Genomic DNA, 17,741 nt, shown 5'->3' on the forward strand with positions numbered 1-17,741 from the left:
CATATGAAAGTCCGTAACGCCCGTTGCTGGGCACCTCAAGGGAAACGGCGGTGGCTCGCCGTAGCTGCCGCGCTGGCCATCGCGAGCGCAGTACGCATGCTGCTCCATCCGTTGCTCGGGCCCGTCATGCCTGGCACCGCGTTCTGCATTGCGGCGGTGCTCGTTCAATACCACTTCGGCCTTGCTCCGGCGCTGACCGTGATGCTGGCGGGACTAGGCCTCGCCGACTATCTGTTCGTGCCGCCCTACGTGACCATCGCAGTCTTCGACCGGGCAGACCTGCTGTTGCTGGTGTCGTATCCAGTCGTCACGCTCGTGGTGATCACGTTGCTCGAAAAACTGCGGCGTGTACAGTTTCGCGCCGAACTGATCGCCGCAGTGGCGCAATCGCGCTACGAAATGCTGCTTCGCCATGACAACGAGCGCGCAATCGCCCGTCGTGCCATTGACGAAACGCACCGGCTTCTCAGGCATCTATCGCACCATCACAAGACGTTCATTCTGATTCAGGCACTCGAACGTGAGCCGCTGCGGCGCAACGGTGCCGGCACAGCGTCCGCGCTGGCCGTCGCATCGCACGCTTTCGCCGGATTGCCTGCCGATCTGGCGCCGGGGCCCCGCCTTTCCGAAGTCGATCCGGACGATATCCGACGGCTCTCGAATGGGCTCTCGGCCGGTTCACATCGCGTGCGATTCGCCGCCGGTTCGAACCTTGCCGGAGGCACTGCGCGCGTCGTCGACTGCATCTGCGAACAATTTACGACTCACGCAGGCGATTTCCTCGTGCTGCGCGTGGCGACCGACACATGAAATCATTAACGCAATCCATTTTTCTCGAAGGCGGCGGACACGCGGTGCTATTGCTGCACGGTCTGTCGAGCTCGCCGCTCGAAATGCGCTACCTCGGGCGGTTCCTGCGCGACGAGGGCTTCACGGTGTGCGCCCCGGTGCTCAACGGCTATAGCGCCGGCACGGGCGGCGAGACAATGGAACACTGGCTCGACGCCGCAACCAGCGAATTCGATGCGCTCGCCGCGCGATTCGACCGCGTGTCTATCTGTGGATTGTCGATGGGCGCGGCGCTCGCGCTCGCACTCGCCCATCGACGCCCGCAAGCGCAGGCGGTCGTGCTGCTGTCGCTTACACTCGCCTACAACGGTTGGGCCATTCCCTGGTACCGCTTTCTTCTTGGCTGGGCTTACTACACGCCCTTGCGTTCGCGCTGGCAGTATCGTGAGTCGGAACCGTACGGCCTGCGCAACGAAGCGCTGCGTGCAAAGATCGCTCGCTCGATGCAGCGCTCGAATTTCAGCGAAGTCGGTCCGTCGACGATTGCACTGCCCGCATTGCACGAAGCAAGCCGCCTTGCATCGCTCGTCCGCTCGCAGATTCGTGGTATCCGCAACGACTGCCTCGTCATCCACGCTATCGACGACGAAACGTCGAGCCCGCGTACCGCCCAATCCGCGGCATTGGCGCTCGGTTCGACCTTTCTGCGCACCATCTACCTCGACGATTCGTACCACATGATCACATCGGACAACGAACGCGAGATCGTTGCGCGCGAAACGGCGTCGTTCCTGCGCGAGAGCGAAGCGGCTTCGGGATCTGGAGAGCCGCGTAGCCCCGTTGTATCCAAAGCGCTCGCGCGCCGCTTGCGGCAGCTTGCTGCCATCGGCAAGGACGACGCATGAAAGCGCGGACGTTCACGCATCGAACCGTGGGCGCCGCGGCGCTCGCGATATCGCTGGCAGGTTTTCTGCCCGCTTCGACCGCGCGCGCGGCCGACGCAACAGCGGCCCCCGGTGACAGCAAATGGAAAGTGGCGGTCGGGCCCGGTGTCGTCGTAACGCCAGAGTCGCCCGGCTCGCGCCATACCACGGTGTTGCCATTCCCTTCGCTCGATATCTCCTACGATGACCGGGTCTTCTCGCAGGGGCCGGACGTGCTGGGCGTCAATGCGCTGCGCAGTACGAACTATCACGTCGGCGCGGCGCTGAGTTTCGATTTCCAGTCACGCAACGAGAAGGACGATCCGCACCTGCACGGTCTGGGCAACGTGCATGGTGGCCCAAAACTCAAACTGTTCGCCGACTACACGGTATGGATGTTCACGGGCTCCGTCGCCCTGTATCAGGACATTGCGGGGCACGGCCAGGGCAAAACCGTTCCGGTGGACCTGCTTGCGTCGGTGCCTGTGGGAAGCGGCCTTTTCTCTATTGGCCCGGGCTTCACATGGGCCGACGCGCTCTACACGCGGACCTTCTTCGGCGTGTCCAGCCAGCAGAGCGCGGCATCAGGACTGCCGGTCTATAGAACCGGTTCTGGCGTTCGGGATATTCATCTGAACGGCTACTTCAGCTACGACTTTTCGAAGCACTGGGTAGGCTCGGTCGCGGTCACTGTCGGGCGGCTGCAGCACTATGCGGCGGCGAGCCCGATCACCGAGCGCCGCAGCGAACTGAACACGCTGGCGTCTCTCAACTACCGCTTCTAGGTAGTGCGAGAGTCGAACCTCGGTGTGCGTGCCGCAAAGCCCGTTCTGCTCGCACGTGCGCTTCAGAACGTCTCCTGCTGCGGCTCGGGGCCACGCGTCGGCGCGGACGGTTGCGCAAGCTTGACCGCGCGCCCGGTGCGGGCGGATTCGTAGATCGCGTCGATAATGCGCTGGTCTTGCAAGCCCTCCTCGCCTGGCGTGTGCGGCTGGATGTCGTCCTTGACGCACACGGACATGTGATCGATCTCCCGCGCAAACTGGTTCTGCGGATCGATCTGCAACTCCGTCGTTGCGGACTTGCCCTCCACGAGCATGCCGTGGCGTAGCCGCAGGCCGTTGTAGCCAAATGCGGGATCCATTTCGACCCAGCCTTTCGAGCCTTGCAGCCGGAAGAAGCGCGACTCGTGACTCGCGTAGCTCGACATGCACGTTGCCGTGAATCCGCTCGGAAAGCGCAGGATGAAGTGCACCGATTCCTCCACTTCGACGAAGCGCGGATCGTTTTCCGGCCGGTGCACCGACGCAACCACCTCCAGCGGCTCCTCGCCGGACAGGAAGCGCGCCGCGTTGAGGCAATACAGTCCGATGTCGGGCATGGCGCCGCCACCCGCCAGCGACTTCTTCAACCGCCATTGCCCCGGATCGCCGACGTTTTGCGAATTTCCGGCGACGAACTCACGCAATGGCCCCAACTGCTTTTCCTTCACCATTTTCGCGATCATGCGGTCCATCGGCTCGTACTGGCTGCGGTACGCGATCATGAGTTTGCGGTTGGCGCGTTTCATCGCCCGGACCATTGCCTCGCAGTCCGCCGCGCTGTTTGCCATCGGCTTTTCGCACAAAACATGTTTGCCGATATTTGCGGAACGCAGCGTGAACTCTTTATGCATGCCGTTCGGCAGCACGATATATACGACCTGTACGCGCGGGTTGTCGGCGAGGCGCTCGAAATTCTGATAGTCGTAAATGTCCGCTTCCCGCACGCCGTACTGACGTGCGACGCGAAGTGCCTTGGCCCTGTCGCCGGAAACCAGCGCGGCGACCTTCGCGTACTTGCACTGCGCAAGCGCGGGCAGGATCTGGTCCAGCGACAGCCGGCCGAGTCCGACGATGGCATATCCCACCCGCTCATCAGGCGGCAAGTTCGCGTCTGGTGTTTCTTCCTTTTGCTCGGTGTCCGGGTCCTGAATGAGCGGCAGTTTCACCTGGTTCGTATCGGCACCGTTTGGACCTGCGGCCAACACGCTGCTGGCCGAGCCGACCGTGAGTGCGGCTGCGAGGCTCGCGCCGCCTCGCCTGAGAAAGAGGCGTCGCGCGGTCTCTGAAGGCGCAGTCGCTTCCGTCGGTACGTCGGACGTCGGCTGGTTGGAATGCGAAGTGCGGTTGCGAGTGGGCATTCAAGCTCCGGTACGAATGATGGGTCTCGTGCCATGAGACGATATGTTGATGCCTGTCGTCGCAGCGCACTTCGGCGTGTTCGAGCATGACGAGCGCCCCGGCCGAATGAAGGCGCGCCACGTTACCTGTGCATCAGCCGCCTGTGCCGGTCACACGCCAGATAGCGTTGCCGACGTCGTCGGCGATCAGGAGGCCACCGTCCCGATCCTGAGCGACGCCCACGGGCGCGCCATACAACTGCTTCTGGTCGGCGGATGTAAAACCCGTCACGACATCTTTGGGCGCACTCACCGGCTTGCCGTTCTCGAACGCCACGTACGAGACCACGTAGCCGCTCAACGGCGAGCGGTCCCAACTGCCGTGCTCGCCGATGAACGCGCCTCCGCGATACTGCGCCGGCAAGTTGTTGCCGGTATAGAACATCAGTCCCAGCGGCGCGACATGGGAGCCGATTGCGAAGTCCGGCGCAATCGCCTTGGCGACCAGGTCGGGGCGCTGCGGTTGAGCGCGAGGATCGACGTGCTGGCCGTAGTAGCTGTACGGCCAGCCGTAAAAGGCGTTCTCTTTCACCGACGTCAGATAATCCGGCACCAGGTCTGCGCCGATCTCGTCACGCTCGTTCGCGATGGCCCACAGTTGTCCCGTCTTCGGTTCCCACTGCAGCCCCGTCGGATTGCGAATGCCCGCTGCGTAAATGCGGCTTGCACCGGTAGCCGTATCGACTTCCAGTACGTCAGCGCGCCGGTACTCGACTTCCAGGCCGTTCTCTCCGACGTTGCTGTTAGAGCCGACGCCTACGTACAGCTTCTTGCCATCGCGACTGGCCAGCAACGATTTCGTCCAGTGGTGGTTGACCGTATTGGGAAGATCGGCAAGCTCGACACCGCGCTCACTAATGCTGGTTACGCCCGCCTTATACGGAAACTTCAGGATTGCATCGGTATCGGCAACGTAGAGCGTGTCGCCAACCAGTTGCATGCCGAATGGCGAGTGCAGATTGTCGATAAACACGTGGCGCTCCCATTCGCCACTGCCATTCGCAGACCTTCTCAGCAGCGTGATGCGATTCGCGCCTTTCGCCTTTTTCCCTGACTTGCTTTCGATAAGCCCCGCGATGACCTGCTTCGGCGTGGTAACAGCCTCTTCGTTCGGGCTATTGGATTCCGCCACGAGAATGTCGCCATTGGGCAGCGTATAGACCTGACGAGGGTGCTCGAGCCCCGAGGCGATCTTCTCGATCTTCAGGCCGTCAGCCACCTTGGGCGTGGCGCCGTTCTGCCAACCCACGTATTTTGGAACCTGCATTGGCGGCGCAAAGAAGTTGCGCGCCTCCGGCATCGGCGGATTGGCGCCGGCCTGATGCGACGCATCGTACTGCGCGTGTTCGTTGCACCCACTCATCAGCGCCGACATGGCGACGACGAGCGCGCTAGTTGTGGCGAGCTTATTCATGAGTCGCCTCCACGCGATGGAGCCTGTCTATTGCCATTGCAACGTGGGCGATGCTCAGCAGCACGACAGTGATAACGGACAGAATCACGTTCTCCGGAACCATCGCATAGGCGTCGCGGCTATGCACGAATGCATTGATGACTGCTGCGACGATCGCAAGCAGATTGAGCCAGAAGTCCAGCCGTTCGATGCGCGATACCCGGCGGCGTCGTTGCACCCATACGTGACCCAGATTGAGAAGGCGCGGCACGATCGCGATAATGAGGCCCACCGTCACGAGCCAGGCGGCGCCCTTGCCCCAGAACACATTACGCGTCGCCATGTAGATGACGTCGAAGATCAAGGTGCCGACGAACAGTCCGTAGGGTATGGGGTTGAACAGTTCGAAGATGGCGGGAGCGATCGTCGATGGACGTCTGGTGACGGCGTGCGTGGTGGACATGGCTTTCCATTTCTGTATCAGAACCGGTCTGGATGCCGTTGCATTAGCCATGCCCGGACCCTTCGTTTAGCTGTCGGTCTGATTGCCCGCGACGTCGGCAAGCGTCATGTGGAAAGCACGGATACGCATCTACTGATGCGCGTTGAATTGCCAGGCCATGTCATTGAGGCCCGCGGCGGCTCTTTGCTGAGCGCGCCGCGAGTACTATCGATACGTCATTTCACGGGCACGAGCACTGGCGCGTTCTGGTCCTTCAACAGCAGCACGAGAAACTTGGCTGGTTGTGTGGCACTGGCGTTGCGGCCGACCGTATGCACGTCGTTCGGGCCTTCATAGAAAGTCTGACCGGGTGTCAGCGTGACTTCCTTGCCGCCCTTCACAGCCATCACGATGGTGCCTTCGAGCACGTAGATAAAACCGTGCGCGCGGTGCACATGCACCGGATCGGCGGCGCCCGGCGGATACACAACGGTGATCATCAGCGCTTCCTTGCCCGGATAATCCGCTAGGGGCTTCTCCATCAAGGGCGTGACGACGGCGTCGGGCGCGGCGTGAGCCGCTTGCGCGAGACACGCCGCGGCGATCATCGCAAGCTTTCTGAATTCAGGCATGATGTCCTCCGTGTTGCTGAAGATGCGCGACTGGACTCGTCGCTCAGGACAGGTTCGCCTTGCCGAGTCCGAATGCCGCGTCTGCTGATCCTGGCACAGTCCTGAACGCCACGTTGACGCGGTTCCAGCCATTGATCGCCATTACGTGAAATGTCAGGTTCGACAGTTCCTGGTCCGTGAACTGAGTGCGAACGCGTTCGAAAATGTCATCCGGCACGCCGCCTTCCGGCAGTTTCGTCAGGATCTCCGTCCATGCGAGCGCTGCGCGTTCACGCGGAGAAAACAGCGTCGACTCGCGCCAGATGGCGACATGATGCAAACGCAGTTCGCGCTCGCCGTGAATCTTCGCCTCCTTCACGTGCATGTCGACGCAAAAGCCGCAGCCGTTCATTTGCGATGCACGCAGCGACACCAGTTCGCAGATCGACGTTTCAATGCCAGTCTCTTTCACCGCGAGGCCGAACGCGACGAACTTCTTGAACAGTTCCGGCGATTGCTGCATATAGTTGATGCGTTGAGTCATGGTTGCTCCAGCGAGGATAAAACCGGTGCACACGAGCCACGCACCGGCGCCGGCGAGATGCCGTACAGAACCATCGTAGTCCTGGCGGCAGACGGTCGGAAGCCATGCGAAGCGCCTCACTGTGTTGTCCGTGAGACACCAATCTAAAGTGCGATGACCTCGGGCGCCGCATGTTCGACCGGCTCCCCGAGCATCCAGCGCAGATCGCGCTCAATCGCGGCGCACAACGTGGAAATCGGGACGTCGTTCGCGCTTCCTTCGAAAGGGTTTTCCGTACTTTCGCCCACCTGTGCGAGCGACGTGTACATCCACGAAACCATGACGCTGCATGGCACGACGAGCCAGATCATGTTGCCGTGCATGAGTCCGCTTGCGCCGCTATTGAGTTTGTCGAATTCCTGCAGCAGACCGAACGGAAACAGAAAGCAGAAAAACCGCACGAACAACGCGCTGATGGTCGCGTACTGGCGAGGGTAAGGGAAGTTTTTCAAACGCTCGGCTTTCGCCTGAAGCGCGATGAAGTCGCCAGTCGCCCGCTGAAGTTCGAGATAGAACGACAGGTTCATATGCCCGGCGACGTGCAGTGACTTAAGGCAATCGCTTTGCATGCTCAATATCGCCGTTGTCGCCGACGGTGAGGCGAGCGCGTGCGTACTCTCGGTGCTGGAAAGATAGTTCGTCAGGACGTCTTCGATCGCTGTTTCCCATTCGGGAACATGATAGTGACGCCGATACTCGAGATTGAAGCGCCGGGTCATGCTTTCCCAGATTCGAGGGCTACGCAGTTCGTATCGCAATGCGGTTAGCCACGCGAGATGCCGAGAGATCAGTTCGTGGCTGAAATTCCGTTCAGACGGAAACGCGCACGACAGTTGTCCCCACTTGCGGCTCGCGCCGACAATCTCCGTCCAGACGTCCTGTGCTTCCATTGCACGGTTATACGTCTGCACGTTTTTGAAGCCCACGATGAACGACGTCGCCGTGCCGAGCAGTACGACGATAGTGAACGGCACCGAGAGCCACGTCATCGACGCGTACTTGTAGAGAATGACGGGCACCGAGCCACAAATAACGAGTGCATAGATCTGCCTTCGTGTCCAGATGAGGAACTCGGTGAGGCGATACGATTTACCAAGGTGCATGTCGTGTGTGAGACGTTCGATTAAATAAGGTCTGGTCGAATGACCGCACTCTCACAAGACGTTTGATCTTGCGCCGTGTGACACTGACACAAGAATTCCTGATTAGATGACTGAAGGCGCATGGCGGAAGACCGCATGACAACCTCCACTGAAAGGCGAAGTCACTCCACCGAACGGTGATATCGCGCGACAAAGCGCGCCTGCCCGATGACCTTTCCGTGCATCTGGTATGCGACGAGTGCCGGGCTCGACGCCGCTTTTACATCGATGCCCGGCACAGAGAGCGCGGAAACCGTGACGACATATCGATGCGACTCGCCTTGCGGCGGGCACGGTCCACCGTATTTCGAGTCGCCGAAGTCGGTCAGTGTTTCAACAGCACCCGCCGGCAGCAGGTTTGCATTTCCGGACGCGCCCTTTTCGATCGACGTCTGCGACGGCGCAATGTTGGCTACTTCCCAATGTGTCCAGCCGAGACCGCCGGTCGGCGCATCAGGGTCGTGAATAGTGACGACGATGCTTTTCGTTCCCGCCGGAACATGCGACCACGAGATGTGTGGAGAGACGTTCTCTCCTCGGCAGCCGAATCCGCCGTACACCTGTTCGTTCGCGAATTGCCCTCGACTCAAACCATCGACCTTCACTGAAAACGGCTCGGCAAACGCGGGGGCCGGCACGATCGCCAGCAAGGTTGTGGAACAGACGGTGGTTCGCAAAGCGGCACGCAATTTCATGCTCAACTCCGTTGTAAAGAAGACAAGTGAAGGGCTTGGTCGGCGCGTTCAGTCAGCCGAATGGTCATGCTCCGCTGGACTACTAATGAATCGAGACCGCGATTCTTCGTTATGGAGCCATGCATATCGGGGCCGCTCAGTCCAACGTTTAACTCGTTGCACGGAGTGCCTTTGTCGAAACGAATTGTAGGTTCGAGCTTTAGTTGTCAGTAGAGCCCTCGCGGCGATCACCGTGTTGTGCTTCAGACAACAATGTTCAGACTAAGGAATGTCTGGGGAATGCCATGGCGACGGACTTCGGGCCGCGCGGCAGATATATGAGCACGATCCACCCCAGAGCGGCCAAAACGCGGTATCCGTAAACGGATATGACAGATTGTTGACGAAGGCGGAATTGCGGCATTTGCGCAGGCTAACCTCGCCTCTCTCCCGCTCGGCTGGAGCCAATGAAGACAAGCCACCGACCGCCTTCCGCGAACCATGCAACCAAATTAGCCGATATCTCTACGATTTGCGCCACTAGCTTTCGAGAGGCCTTCTCCGGGCTATGCTGAACCACCCCGCTGCTTTGGCTACTGCACGAGCGGGCGGGCAGGCGGGCGTTTGAGTATGACAATTAGATGCCAGGACACCTAATCCATTGCTGACCGCCAGAAACCTGGCGAAGCAATGGACATATCGCGCGCGGCCGACCCCAACGAAACGGTCGGTTCGCGCGTGCGACAGGTCGCGTCCACTGACCGACCTGTCGCGATGGTTCATAACTGAGTGCCCTCTATTCGGAGACAGACCATGTGGCAGCCGTCCAGTGCGATCCTTCAGCTGGTGAAGGACAACGCAAAACAGTTGCTTCCAGATGCGCTGTTCCTCAGCCTTCTGCATCGGAAGCACATCGGGCGCTTTCCGAGATTGCTTCGTCCCACGACATTCAACGAGAAAATCCTGCAGCGCAGCCTGCGGCCAGACCCGCGATATGCCGCGTTGACCGATAAATTGACCGTGAGAGACTATGTCAAGGCGAAAGTTGGCGAACAACATCTGGTCCCGCTGATTTCGTCGCCCGACGTTTTCACGCAGTCGGTCTTCGATGCGCTACCCAACGCCTTTGTGATGAAGGCGAATCATGGCAGTAGCTTTGTGGAGATCGTGCAGGACAAGTCGAAAGTCACTTTCGACGGGTTGCGGACTATGGCCAATCGCTGGATGTCTACGGACTTCTACCTGATTGCACGGGAGCGTCACTACCGGCAGATTCGGCCACGGATTTTCTTCGAAGAACTTCTTCTCGACGAGCATCGCCAGATTCCCGCTGACTACAAGGTTCATTGCTTCGGCGGAAAGTCGGGACGACCGATGATGTATATCGTCGTCATCTCGGACCGGTTCGGCAATAACACGCATGGCGATGTATTCGACGTTCACTGGAATCATCTCGACGTGGGCATTGGCCCGTATGCCCGCAGCACGACGCCGCCACCGCCTCCGGAGAATCTGAATTCGATACTGGACATGGCCGCTGTACTGGCCGAAGACTTCAACTATGTTCGCGTCGACTTGTATGCACCGGGCAATGCCGTGTACTTCGGCGAACTCACGTTCACGCCAGGCGCAGGCGTGGTCCCTATGAGGCCCGATCGCGTCGATTTCGAGTGGGGCAGGCTGCTAACGTAACGCTTCCTTACTCCGAAGAAGCGGTCGCACGATCGATCCAGATTCATTGCTGGTCGTCGAATGTGTTCCGAGCCTGAGTGAGCGGAACCCTTGCACGCTCGGACGGCGAGGAATTCCTGTGATGAGCCCACTCGCGCAGTCTGTCCACTGTGCCTCCCGAGTGCGGGTTGGCAAAATGAAACAGGACCGTGGATCTCACGCTGTGCGGCAGGCACGCCTGGTTCGCGTGGAGCGATCGCATTCCCCAGAAAAAATACAGATTGCCCGGCTCCAGCGGCAAGATGCGTGCGCCGAGCGCACGCTGCACCGTTTCTCGCGCGAGCACCGAGCGCGTCAGTGAATTTTGCACCAGTGCTTTTTCGGCCAGATTAATCACCGATGAAGACCGCACCCGGCGCAGGTTCGGATACATCACGAGATCGCCGCGCGGCTCGTTGGGGGCGTTCGGAATGATCAGCGGCAACAGGGCGGTGACGACATAAGTGTCGTAGTGGAACAGGTTCGATGCCTTGAGTCCCAGGTCGCCCGACAGCACGCGAAGCGCGGCGACAATGTCGATATCGGGTGCGGCTCGCCCGGTGCCTCGCCGGTACAGCCCCGCGAGTATGCGCCGCAGATGCGGAGATTGCCCGAACGTCGCGAGCGGTGAGGCATCGAGCCACGGGCGTCCGGCGTAAATAAAGTGCTGGCGCTCATGCTTGTCCAGCTCGCGCTGAACGTAGTTGCCCGCCATTGCGATTTCAGCCGGCGAAAGGACGTCCCGAAGTGCGCTTATACCGACTGTGTCCATCTCCTCGCTCAATGCGTCGAGCCTTTCGTCGGTCACCTGCTTCAATACGGAGTCCAAAGCTTGATCAGAGGCACTTTCCATAGCTCCTCATGCAGTATGGGCGCAGAGTGGATGGTGGTTTCGTCCTGGGAATCGCCAGCTTCTGCCTTACAGTTTGTCATGGGCCAATTGCCGCGTTATGTGCGCTAGACCATATGGCGGTTCAATGGTCGTCTGATTTCAGCGCAACCGGGAACCGCGCCCCGCGCAATCCAGGCTCCCGTCTATTCCATCTGTCGTCATTTGCTTACGGCGAAAGATCGGTTCGTCAACTTCGCGCCCGCAGGTAGGATGGCTCGCCAGATGCATCCCTAACCTTCCCGACTGCCATGGCCACGACAACGACACGACCCGATCGCCGCGCCTTTCTCAAGCTTTCCACCGGCGCTGCCGTAGCCGCGGTGGCCGCACCGCTCGCTCTTGCGCAAGCGCCGGCGCCAGGGGCACCAGCGCGCGGGCCACGCGCTTTGCGGATCGGCAACCAGAAGGGTTATCTGAATCTGCTGAAGGGGCGCGGCACCCTCGAAAAACGGCTGGCGCCGCTGAACGTATCGGTGAGCTGGACCGAGTTCGCCGCGGGCCCCGTGCAACTGGAGGCGCTAAATGTAGGCTCGATTGACTTCGGCGATGTCGGCGAAGCACCGCCGATCTTCGCGCAAGCGGCCGGCGCGCCGCTCGCCTATGTCGCAGCGACGGTTCCGCGACCGCAATCCGAAGCCGTGCTCGTGCCGCCTGGTTCGCCAATCCGTTCAATAGCGGATTTGAAGGGCAAAAAGATTGCGCTGAATCGCGGCAGCAATGTTCACTATTTTCTCGTCAAGCTGCTGCGTCAGCATGGCTTGCAGTATGCAGACGTGAACGTCGCCTTTCTCGCTCCCGCCGACGCACGCGCTGCGTTCGAGCGCGCGTCCATCGACGCATGGGTGATCTGGGACCCGTTCTTTGCGGCCGCGCAGAAATCGCTCGGTGCGCGGGTACTGGCGGATGCCAGCGGCATCGTGGGCAATCGCGGCTACTACTTCTCGTCGCAGAGTTATGCAGCCAAGAACCCCGACGTGATACGGATCGTGATTGAAGAGATCGAGAAAGTCGATCAATGGGGCAGCCTCAACAAGGATCAGATGTCGAGCGAACTGGCGCAGTTGTGGGGCTTGCCGAAACCGGTCGTGGATGTCGTCGTGGCGCGTCAGCAGTTCGGCACCGAGCGGATCACTCGCGCCATTCTCGCCGAGCAGCAGCAGATCGCGGACGCGTTTCTCGACCTTGGATTGATCCCCAAACACGTCGACGTGCTGAGGGCCGGCCCGCCGAACCTCGCGTAAAGACGCCAGCGCGGACGCCCGATGGCGGCCGACGGAGCGCTTAAGGCGCTGCGACGCACGACGCTGGCAAGATCGGCGCCAGCAAGCTTCATGAAAGTTCCGGTTGCTCTCGGCGCCGCCGTGAACTACATCTAAAGCCGGAGCGCGCTCGGCGCCAAGCCCGCGCGCGGTCAGACAGAGGAGAGCCGTCATGGGTATGCGCCCGGATCCTACGTTCCACGCGTCGCCAAAACTTGCAATGGATGCGCCCGCTGAAGAATACGCGTACACGCTCCTGCTCAGCCCCGATTTTTCGCAGCCCGACGCGCTCGCCGTTATCGACGTCAAGCCCGGCTCGCCGACCTACAGCCAGGTCGTCCACACAGTGCCGGTGCCGAACAAGGGCGACGAATTTCATCATTTCGGCTGGAACGCGTGTTCGTCGGCGCTGTCGCCGCTGACCGGTCACGCGTTCCTCGAGCGGCGCTTCCTGATTATTCCGGGTATGCGCTCGTCGCGTATTTACATCGTCGATACGAAGCCGCATCCGACGCAGGCGCGGATTCACAAAATCATCGAGCCCGAGGAAATTTTTCGCAAGACAGGTTACTCGCGTCCGCACACGGTTCATTGCGGCCCCGAGGGCATTTACGTCAGTACGCTCGGTGGCGCGGGGCCGGATGGGACCGACGGGCCGCCGGGCATCTTCATCATGGACTGTGAAACGTTCGACGTGCTCGGCCGCTGGGAAATCGATCGCGGACCGCAGGAGAAACACTACGATTTCTGGTGGAATCTGCCGCGCGACTATATGGTGTCGAGCGAGTGGGCGTTGCCGCCGCAGTTCGAGAACGGCATCGTGCCCGAGGATCTGCTGTCGAACAAATACGGACACGCAGTCCACTTCTGGGATCTGCGCGCCCGGCGCAATGTCCAGACCATAGACCTCGGTGCGAATCATCAAATGGCGCTGGAAGTACGTCCCGCTCACGATCCGAGCCGCGAATATGGCTTCATCGGCGTGGTGGTCGACACGACCAACCTGGAAGGCTCGATCTGGACATGGTGGCGCGAGGGCGGCCAGTTCCACATCGAGAAGACGGCGACCATTCCGCCCGAGCCGGCCGACGCGGCGTCGCTGCCGCCGTTGCTGCAGGGCTTCGGCGCGGTACCGCCGCTCGTCACCGACATCGATCTTTCCATCGACGACAAATTTCTTTACGTCGCCTGCTGGGGCACCGGCGAAATGCGCCAGTACGACGTGACCGAGCCGCGCAAGCCGAAGCTCGCCGGTTCGGTTCGTCTCGGCGGAATCGTGCGTCGCACGCCGCATCCGAACGGCGAGGCGTTTGCAGGCGGCCCGCAGATGGTCGAGATCAGCCGCGACGGCAAGCGCGTGTACTGGACCAACTCGCTCTACTCGACGTGGGACAACCAGTTCTATCCGAACGGCGTGCCTGCGGCGCAGGTCATGGCGCACGCCGATCCTGGCGGCGGCCTGACGCTCGCCGACGACTTCTGGGTGAAGTTTCCCGATGGCTACCGCGCGCACCAGATTCGTCTCGAAGGGGGGGACTGCTCGACGGATTCGTTTTGCTACCCGTCGGTGGGCATTTGAGCGGCGGCTGGTCGCAGACCGGCCTCTGGCTCGCGGTCGTCGCAAGCGGTTGCTATCACGGCGCCAATCCGGCGATGGGATGGCCGCTTGCGGTGTCGAACGCCCTGATGCAAAGGCGTTCGCGTGCGCTCTTCACCGCTCTTTTCTATCTCGCGGCAGGACATGTGCTGGCCATTTTTCTGATGGTGATGCCGTTTGCCATGCTCGCCGTCGTGTTTGCATGGCAGCGCGAAATCCAGACTGGCGCGAGCGTGCTCGTGATCGGGTTCGGCGTTGTCCTGCTGCTCTGGCGACGGCATCCGCGCGTGCTCGCCCGGATCGCGCCATCGCGGCTCGCGCTGTGGTCGTTCGCGATCGCAGTTGCACACGGCGCCGGGCTGATGCTCGTGCCGATCTATCTGGGCCTTTGCCGCGCCGACGATACCGACCGGGCGCACCAGGCGGCGCAGACATTGATGGAAGCGCGACTCGGCATGGCGCTGCTGGTCTCCGGCGTGCATGCCGCGGCCATGGTGCTCGCCGGCGGACTGATCGCGTGGCTCGTGTATCGCTATCTAGGGCTCAAGTTCGTGTCGCGCAGCTGGTTCAACCTTGACGCCTTGTGGGCGTTCAGTTTCATCCTCGTCGGCACGCTTGCGCTGGTGCTCAATTCTGGCGATTTACGCGGGTCTTGATTGCCCCGGGCTTCGACATCGCAAAGTCCTGTCAGGCTTTTCAGGTCATTGCACGCGAGGCCTGAACGCGCCGCCGCAATCTTTAAAGACATGCAGCGCTACTCCACGTTCGATGCCTCGCGAACGACAGCTGAGATGCTGTCGAAATGGCGGTCACCGATTCTCCTAAGCACAGCTAGCACCTCGCCGTCGGCGCCCTGGCGCTCTGCAAACTCGACCAGTTTGTCGCGCGTGGAAGGAAACGCGGCGCCTTCGAGCGCACGCGTAATTTCTTCCATTCGCGGTTGGTCCGGATGGCGGTGGTTCTGCGAACGAGCCGGATGCTGAGCCATTTTCATCTCCTTGCCGGTTGAGAAAGCTTCTTCCGATCATTGGCATAACGTGTGCCGCGCTCGTCAATCTGCATCAAGTTGTTTTGTAAGCTGCCGTTAATCTTGATGACGTTCCAAACAGATTCACGAGAAGCTGAGAGACAACAATGCATTTTCCGCGCGCTTCGGGCGCTTTTACCGCCCTCCTCACCCTGCTCCCACTACTGCCAGTTTCCCTTGCGGGCTGCGGCGGTACTGCCAGCCCGCAGCCTTCGATCAGCGGCAGTGTCTATCTCGGGACGGTCTCGGGCGCGACGGTTTCCGCCTATGCCGTCGACCCAAACGGGCATGTGGCAGCGACACCGCTCGCGACCGTCGTGACCGACGCCGATGGCCACTTCGTGTTGCCGCGCGCCTCGCACTGGCCGCTGCTCGTGCAATCAACGGGCGGCAGCTATACCGAGGAAGCGACCGGCGTGCGCGCACCGGTCGGACAATCCGTGTTGTCTGCGGTGTATCTCGCCGAGCCGTCGACGATGGTCATCACGCCGTATTCGAGCGCGGTGGTCGTCGATGCGCAGACGGCGGGCGGGCTCACGGCGTCGAATGTCGCGGCCGCGGCCACACGAGTCTCCGCGTTCCTCGGCGGCATCGATCCGCAGCAGACGCCGCCCGCCTTCATGGCAACTAGCACCACGGCCAGCACTAGCAGCACGGTCGCTGACGGCAACCGCATGGCGTTCGCGCTCGGCGCCGAATCGCAAAGCCGTGTCGATAACGACCTGACCGTGGTTGCGAGCGTGCAGAGCATCGTCGCGCAGTCCGCGAATGGCGACACGCTCGCGGCCTGCCACGCCGGGGCGGGCAATATCGCCGCGGACGGCTCGCTCGTCGCGCCCGCGGACGACGCCTGCTACGTCACCACCGGCGCCGCCAACTTTGCGACGAACCCGCTGAACCACTCGGGCGTCACCGCGCTCTCGATGCTTGGGACCACGCGGGCTTCAGACCACCAGACCGCGAGCGCGTCGGCGAGTGCGTGCGGCGACCGTGTGGCGTTGCTCAATGAGAACCTGTGGCTTTTCCAGGGACGCAAGAACAGTGTGCAGGCGTCGCTCGTGCCGGGCATGACGAGCACGAACTGGTCGACCTACCCGACCACGAGCACGTGGGGACCGCACGCGGCGATTTATGGCGCGATCTCGGCGCCGCCTGCCTGCACGGACATCGATACGTTCAGGCGCGAACTCGTGATGGCGATCGAAAACTACTGGGTCGATCAGAACCTCAATTACTGCCACCATCACGTTCCGGGCTGGACGCCGCCGGAGAACACCGCAAGCATCGACTATCGCGATTCGTCGGCGGGCAGCACCAGCGGCGGTTCGGCCGATCCGCATTCGCCGAAAATGACCTGCACCGCGCAGCGCGGGGCGGACGGCTCGCAGAGTGTTCAGACCTCCACGGCGCAAACGCCGCCCGCCATCACGTCGGCGCTGATGTGGAACGGCGCGGACTGCTCCAACTTCACGTCGTGGGTCTACAACTTCGCGGGACTGGCGACGAATCAGTTGTCTGGAGCGATCGGCGTGCAGGCGTGCAGCACGCCGTCTTCGGGTGTGGATCCGCTGACGGGCGTACTGCTCGACATCAACCGCGGCAATCTTGCGACGATGGAGCAATACCTGCTGCCCGGCGATCTGCTTTATGTGACGCAAAAGGACACGGTAGGCAGTGGCACGTTCGCCGCCGATTACAAGCTCGCACACGTCATCACGTGGACGGGTAAGCGCTTCAGCGATCTGCAGGCCGGTGCCGACCGCGCGAAGTATGACCTGAGCCGCATCGGCCAGCCGGATTCGCGGCTTGGAGGCGACTTCCTGGCGCTGCTGGGCCCGACCGACACCGCCGCGAACCTGGGACAGCCCGGACACGATCCGTGGATGATCATCGACAGCCATTACGCCGGTCCCGCATATCGTCCGTTTCTCGGCTGGTATGCGGAGCGCCTGTCGCATGTGCGGCGCATTGTCGGGGCCGACGCGGCCACAACCGATCCGCACCTCGCCGCCTATGTGATCAAGCCTTTGCCGCAGACGAGGAAAGGCTGGCTGACGCTTGCCTCCAGGCAAGCGGGTTCGACGGCTACGAGCGGCTATCGGCTTATCTATCAGACGAGCGGCACGCAGTCGTGCTATCAGGCTGGGACGCCGTGAGGTTGCGAGGGGTTGGCGGGGTTTGGCGGGTTTGCTCGTAAGGGCGTTGTGATGGTGGTGCGGGGTGTGTCGGTACTGTGGACTGGATGCGGGGACTCCGTGGAAGATTTTAAGGTGTGTCGTGCCGCGGGTGCGGAGTGGGCGGGTTGTTTCTGTTGATGTCGGGCGCGAGGGTTCGGGCCGGTTTGGTCAACTTGCGGCGCGGTTGATTGCTCTTCGGCGGCTGTCGCATGGATCTTCCATGCGCGTCCTCAGTCCAGCATCTTCAGTCGGGCAACAGGTATCGCCTTTGCGCGCGACGCTCTCACCGCCAAATGTATAG

17 protein-coding genes are annotated in these 17,741 nt (G+C 61.3%); 8 read left to right on the plus strand and 9 right to left on the minus strand.

Annotation, left to right across the window (positions count from 1 at the left end; all coding sequences use genetic code 11):
- Positions 1–3: 3 nt before the first annotated feature.
- Genes J2W46_RS00590 through J2W46_RS00600 form a run of 3 tightly spaced genes read left to right on the plus strand, consistent with a single transcriptional unit; the run spans position 4 to position 2,497 of the window.
- Positions 4–810, plus strand: a complete 807-nt coding sequence (locus J2W46_RS00590) for a DUF4118 domain-containing protein (protein ID WP_027804591.1) — start codon at positions 4–6, stop codon at positions 808–810.
- On the plus strand, positions 807–1,694 hold the full coding sequence (locus tag J2W46_RS00595; RefSeq protein ID WP_020067782.1) for an alpha/beta hydrolase: 888 nt from the start codon (positions 807–809) through the stop codon (positions 1,692–1,694). The genes J2W46_RS00590 and J2W46_RS00595 overlap by 4 nt, the downstream gene beginning before the upstream one ends.
- Positions 1,691–2,497 carry a MipA/OmpV family protein gene (locus J2W46_RS00600; protein ID WP_310350443.1) on the plus strand — a complete coding sequence of 269 codons (807 nt, stop codon included), beginning with the start codon at positions 1,691–1,693 and terminating at the stop codon, positions 2,495–2,497. Before J2W46_RS00595 ends, J2W46_RS00600 begins: the two co-directional genes overlap by 4 nt.
- 62 nt (positions 2,498–2,559) lie before the next feature.
- Here the strand turns inward: J2W46_RS00600 and J2W46_RS00605 are convergent, their stop codons facing one another.
- The 7 genes from J2W46_RS00605 to J2W46_RS00635 all read right to left on the minus strand — a co-directional run bounded on the left by J2W46_RS00605 (position 2,560) and on the right by J2W46_RS00635 (position 8,799).
- A complete protein-coding gene (locus J2W46_RS00605) occupies positions 2,560–3,894 on the minus strand; it encodes a Gfo/Idh/MocA family protein (protein WP_310350448.1) in 1,335 nt (444 codons plus the stop codon).
- A 133-nt stretch (positions 3,895–4,027) separates the two neighbouring features.
- Positions 4,028–5,347 (minus strand): PQQ-dependent sugar dehydrogenase, encoded by a 1,320-nt coding sequence (locus J2W46_RS00610; protein ID WP_310350450.1) that lies wholly within the window; start codon positions 5,345–5,347, stop codon positions 4,028–4,030.
- On the minus strand, positions 5,340–5,789 hold the full coding sequence (locus J2W46_RS00615; protein WP_310350451.1) for a DUF2231 domain-containing protein: 450 nt from the start codon (positions 5,787–5,789) through the stop codon (positions 5,340–5,342). Before J2W46_RS00615 ends, J2W46_RS00610 begins: the two co-directional genes overlap by 8 nt.
- A 215-nt stretch (positions 5,790–6,004) precedes the next feature.
- A complete protein-coding gene (locus tag J2W46_RS00620; protein ID WP_131315625.1) occupies positions 6,005–6,400 on the minus strand; it encodes a cupin domain-containing protein in 396 nt (131 codons plus the stop codon).
- Positions 6,401–6,443: 43 nt separating this feature from the next.
- Entirely contained in the window at positions 6,444–6,923 is a 480-nt protein-coding gene (locus J2W46_RS00625; protein WP_088176349.1) for a carboxymuconolactone decarboxylase family protein, read from the minus strand.
- A gap of 143 nt (positions 6,924–7,066) precedes the next feature.
- Positions 7,067–8,065 carry a bestrophin family protein gene (locus tag J2W46_RS00630; RefSeq protein ID WP_310350454.1) on the minus strand — a complete coding sequence of 333 codons (999 nt, stop codon included), beginning with the start codon at positions 8,063–8,065 and terminating at the stop codon, positions 7,067–7,069.
- A 161-nt stretch (positions 8,066–8,226) separates the two neighbouring features.
- The gene (locus J2W46_RS00635) at positions 8,227–8,799 is read right to left on the minus strand and encodes a YbhB/YbcL family Raf kinase inhibitor-like protein (RefSeq protein WP_310350457.1); all 573 of its coding nucleotides are present in this window, start codon (positions 8,797–8,799) and stop codon (positions 8,227–8,229) included.
- Positions 8,800–9,591: 792 nt separating this feature from the next.
- Here J2W46_RS00635 and J2W46_RS00640 point away from each other — a divergent pair.
- Positions 9,592–10,470, plus strand: a complete 879-nt coding sequence (locus J2W46_RS00640) for an ATP-grasp fold amidoligase family protein (RefSeq protein ID WP_310350460.1) — start codon at positions 9,592–9,594, stop codon at positions 10,468–10,470.
- 43 nt (positions 10,471–10,513) lie between these two features.
- Here J2W46_RS00640 and J2W46_RS00645 read toward each other — a convergent pair whose 3' ends face one another.
- The gene (locus J2W46_RS00645) at positions 10,514–11,341 is read right to left on the minus strand and encodes a hypothetical protein (protein ID WP_310350462.1); all 828 of its coding nucleotides are present in this window, start codon (positions 11,339–11,341) and stop codon (positions 10,514–10,516) included.
- Positions 11,342–11,628: 287 nt separating this feature from the next.
- Here J2W46_RS00645 and J2W46_RS00650 point away from each other — a divergent pair, with 287 nt between their 5' ends.
- The 3 genes from J2W46_RS00650 to J2W46_RS00660 all read left to right on the plus strand — a co-directional run bounded on the left by J2W46_RS00650 (position 11,629) and on the right by J2W46_RS00660 (position 14,892).
- Complete coding sequence (locus J2W46_RS00650) at positions 11,629–12,621, plus strand: sulfonate ABC transporter substrate-binding protein (RefSeq protein WP_310350464.1); 993 nt, start codon at positions 11,629–11,631, stop codon at positions 12,619–12,621.
- 190 nt (positions 12,622–12,811) lie between these two features.
- Positions 12,812–14,218, plus strand: a complete 1,407-nt coding sequence (locus J2W46_RS00655) for a selenium-binding protein SBP56-related protein (protein ID WP_310350466.1) — start codon at positions 12,812–12,814, stop codon at positions 14,216–14,218.
- The gene (locus J2W46_RS00660; protein ID WP_310351974.1) at positions 14,215–14,892 is read left to right on the plus strand and encodes a hypothetical protein; all 678 of its coding nucleotides are present in this window, start codon (positions 14,215–14,217) and stop codon (positions 14,890–14,892) included. Before J2W46_RS00655 ends, J2W46_RS00660 begins: the two co-directional genes overlap by 4 nt.
- 98 nt (positions 14,893–14,990) lie before the next feature.
- On the opposite strand, the gene J2W46_RS00665 is transcribed toward J2W46_RS00660, so the two are convergent.
- Positions 14,991–15,224, minus strand: a complete 234-nt coding sequence (locus J2W46_RS00665) for a DUF2795 domain-containing protein (RefSeq protein ID WP_310350469.1) — start codon at positions 15,222–15,224, stop codon at positions 14,991–14,993.
- 146 nt (positions 15,225–15,370) lie between these two features.
- On the opposite strand from J2W46_RS00665, the gene J2W46_RS00670 reads away from it, so the two are divergent.
- Entirely contained in the window at positions 15,371–17,419 is a 2,049-nt protein-coding gene (locus J2W46_RS00670; RefSeq protein ID WP_310350471.1) for a hypothetical protein, read from the plus strand.
- Positions 17,420–17,741: the final 322 nt, after the last annotated feature.

It is taken from the genome of Paraburkholderia strydomiana, from assembly GCF_031456815.1.
Taxonomy (GTDB): domain Bacteria; phylum Pseudomonadota; class Gammaproteobacteria; order Burkholderiales; family Burkholderiaceae; genus Paraburkholderia; species Paraburkholderia caledonica.

Excerpts from the sequence above, each read along its gene's own strand:
- J2W46_RS00590 (WP_027804591.1), top strand. The coding sequence starts at position 4 with ATGAAAGTCCGTAACGCCCGTTGCTGGGCACCTCAAGGGAAACGGCGG.
- J2W46_RS00595 (WP_020067782.1), top strand. The coding sequence starts at position 807 with ATGAAATCATTAACGCAATCCATTTTTCTCGAAGGCGGCGGACACGCG.
- J2W46_RS00600 (WP_310350443.1), top strand. The coding sequence starts at position 1,691 with ATGAAAGCGCGGACGTTCACGCATCGAACCGTGGGCGCCGCGGCGCTC.
- J2W46_RS00605 (WP_310350448.1), bottom strand. The coding sequence starts at position 3,894 with ATGCCCACTCGCAACCGCACTTCGCATTCCAACCAGCCGACGTCCGAC.
- J2W46_RS00610 (WP_310350450.1), bottom strand. The coding sequence starts at position 5,347 with ATGAATAAGCTCGCCACAACTAGCGCGCTCGTCGTCGCCATGTCGGCG.
- J2W46_RS00615 (WP_310350451.1), bottom strand. The coding sequence starts at position 5,789 with ATGTCCACCACGCACGCCGTCACCAGACGTCCATCGACGATCGCTCCC.
- J2W46_RS00620 (WP_131315625.1), bottom strand. The coding sequence starts at position 6,400 with ATGCCTGAATTCAGAAAGCTTGCGATGATCGCCGCGGCGTGTCTCGCG.
- J2W46_RS00625 (WP_088176349.1), bottom strand. The coding sequence starts at position 6,923 with ATGACTCAACGCATCAACTATATGCAGCAATCGCCGGAACTGTTCAAG.
- J2W46_RS00630 (WP_310350454.1), bottom strand. The coding sequence starts at position 8,065 with ATGCACCTTGGTAAATCGTATCGCCTCACCGAGTTCCTCATCTGGACA.
- J2W46_RS00635 (WP_310350457.1), bottom strand. The coding sequence starts at position 8,799 with ATGAAATTGCGTGCCGCTTTGCGAACCACCGTCTGTTCCACAACCTTG.
- J2W46_RS00640 (WP_310350460.1), top strand. The coding sequence starts at position 9,592 with ATGTGGCAGCCGTCCAGTGCGATCCTTCAGCTGGTGAAGGACAACGCA.
- J2W46_RS00645 (WP_310350462.1), bottom strand. The coding sequence starts at position 11,341 with ATGGAAAGTGCCTCTGATCAAGCTTTGGACTCCGTATTGAAGCAGGTG.
- J2W46_RS00650 (WP_310350464.1), top strand. The coding sequence starts at position 11,629 with ATGGCCACGACAACGACACGACCCGATCGCCGCGCCTTTCTCAAGCTT.
- J2W46_RS00655 (WP_310350466.1), top strand. The coding sequence starts at position 12,812 with ATGGGTATGCGCCCGGATCCTACGTTCCACGCGTCGCCAAAACTTGCA.
- J2W46_RS00665 (WP_310350469.1), bottom strand. The coding sequence starts at position 15,224 with ATGGCTCAGCATCCGGCTCGTTCGCAGAACCACCGCCATCCGGACCAA.
- J2W46_RS00670 (WP_310350471.1), top strand. The coding sequence starts at position 15,371 with ATGCATTTTCCGCGCGCTTCGGGCGCTTTTACCGCCCTCCTCACCCTG.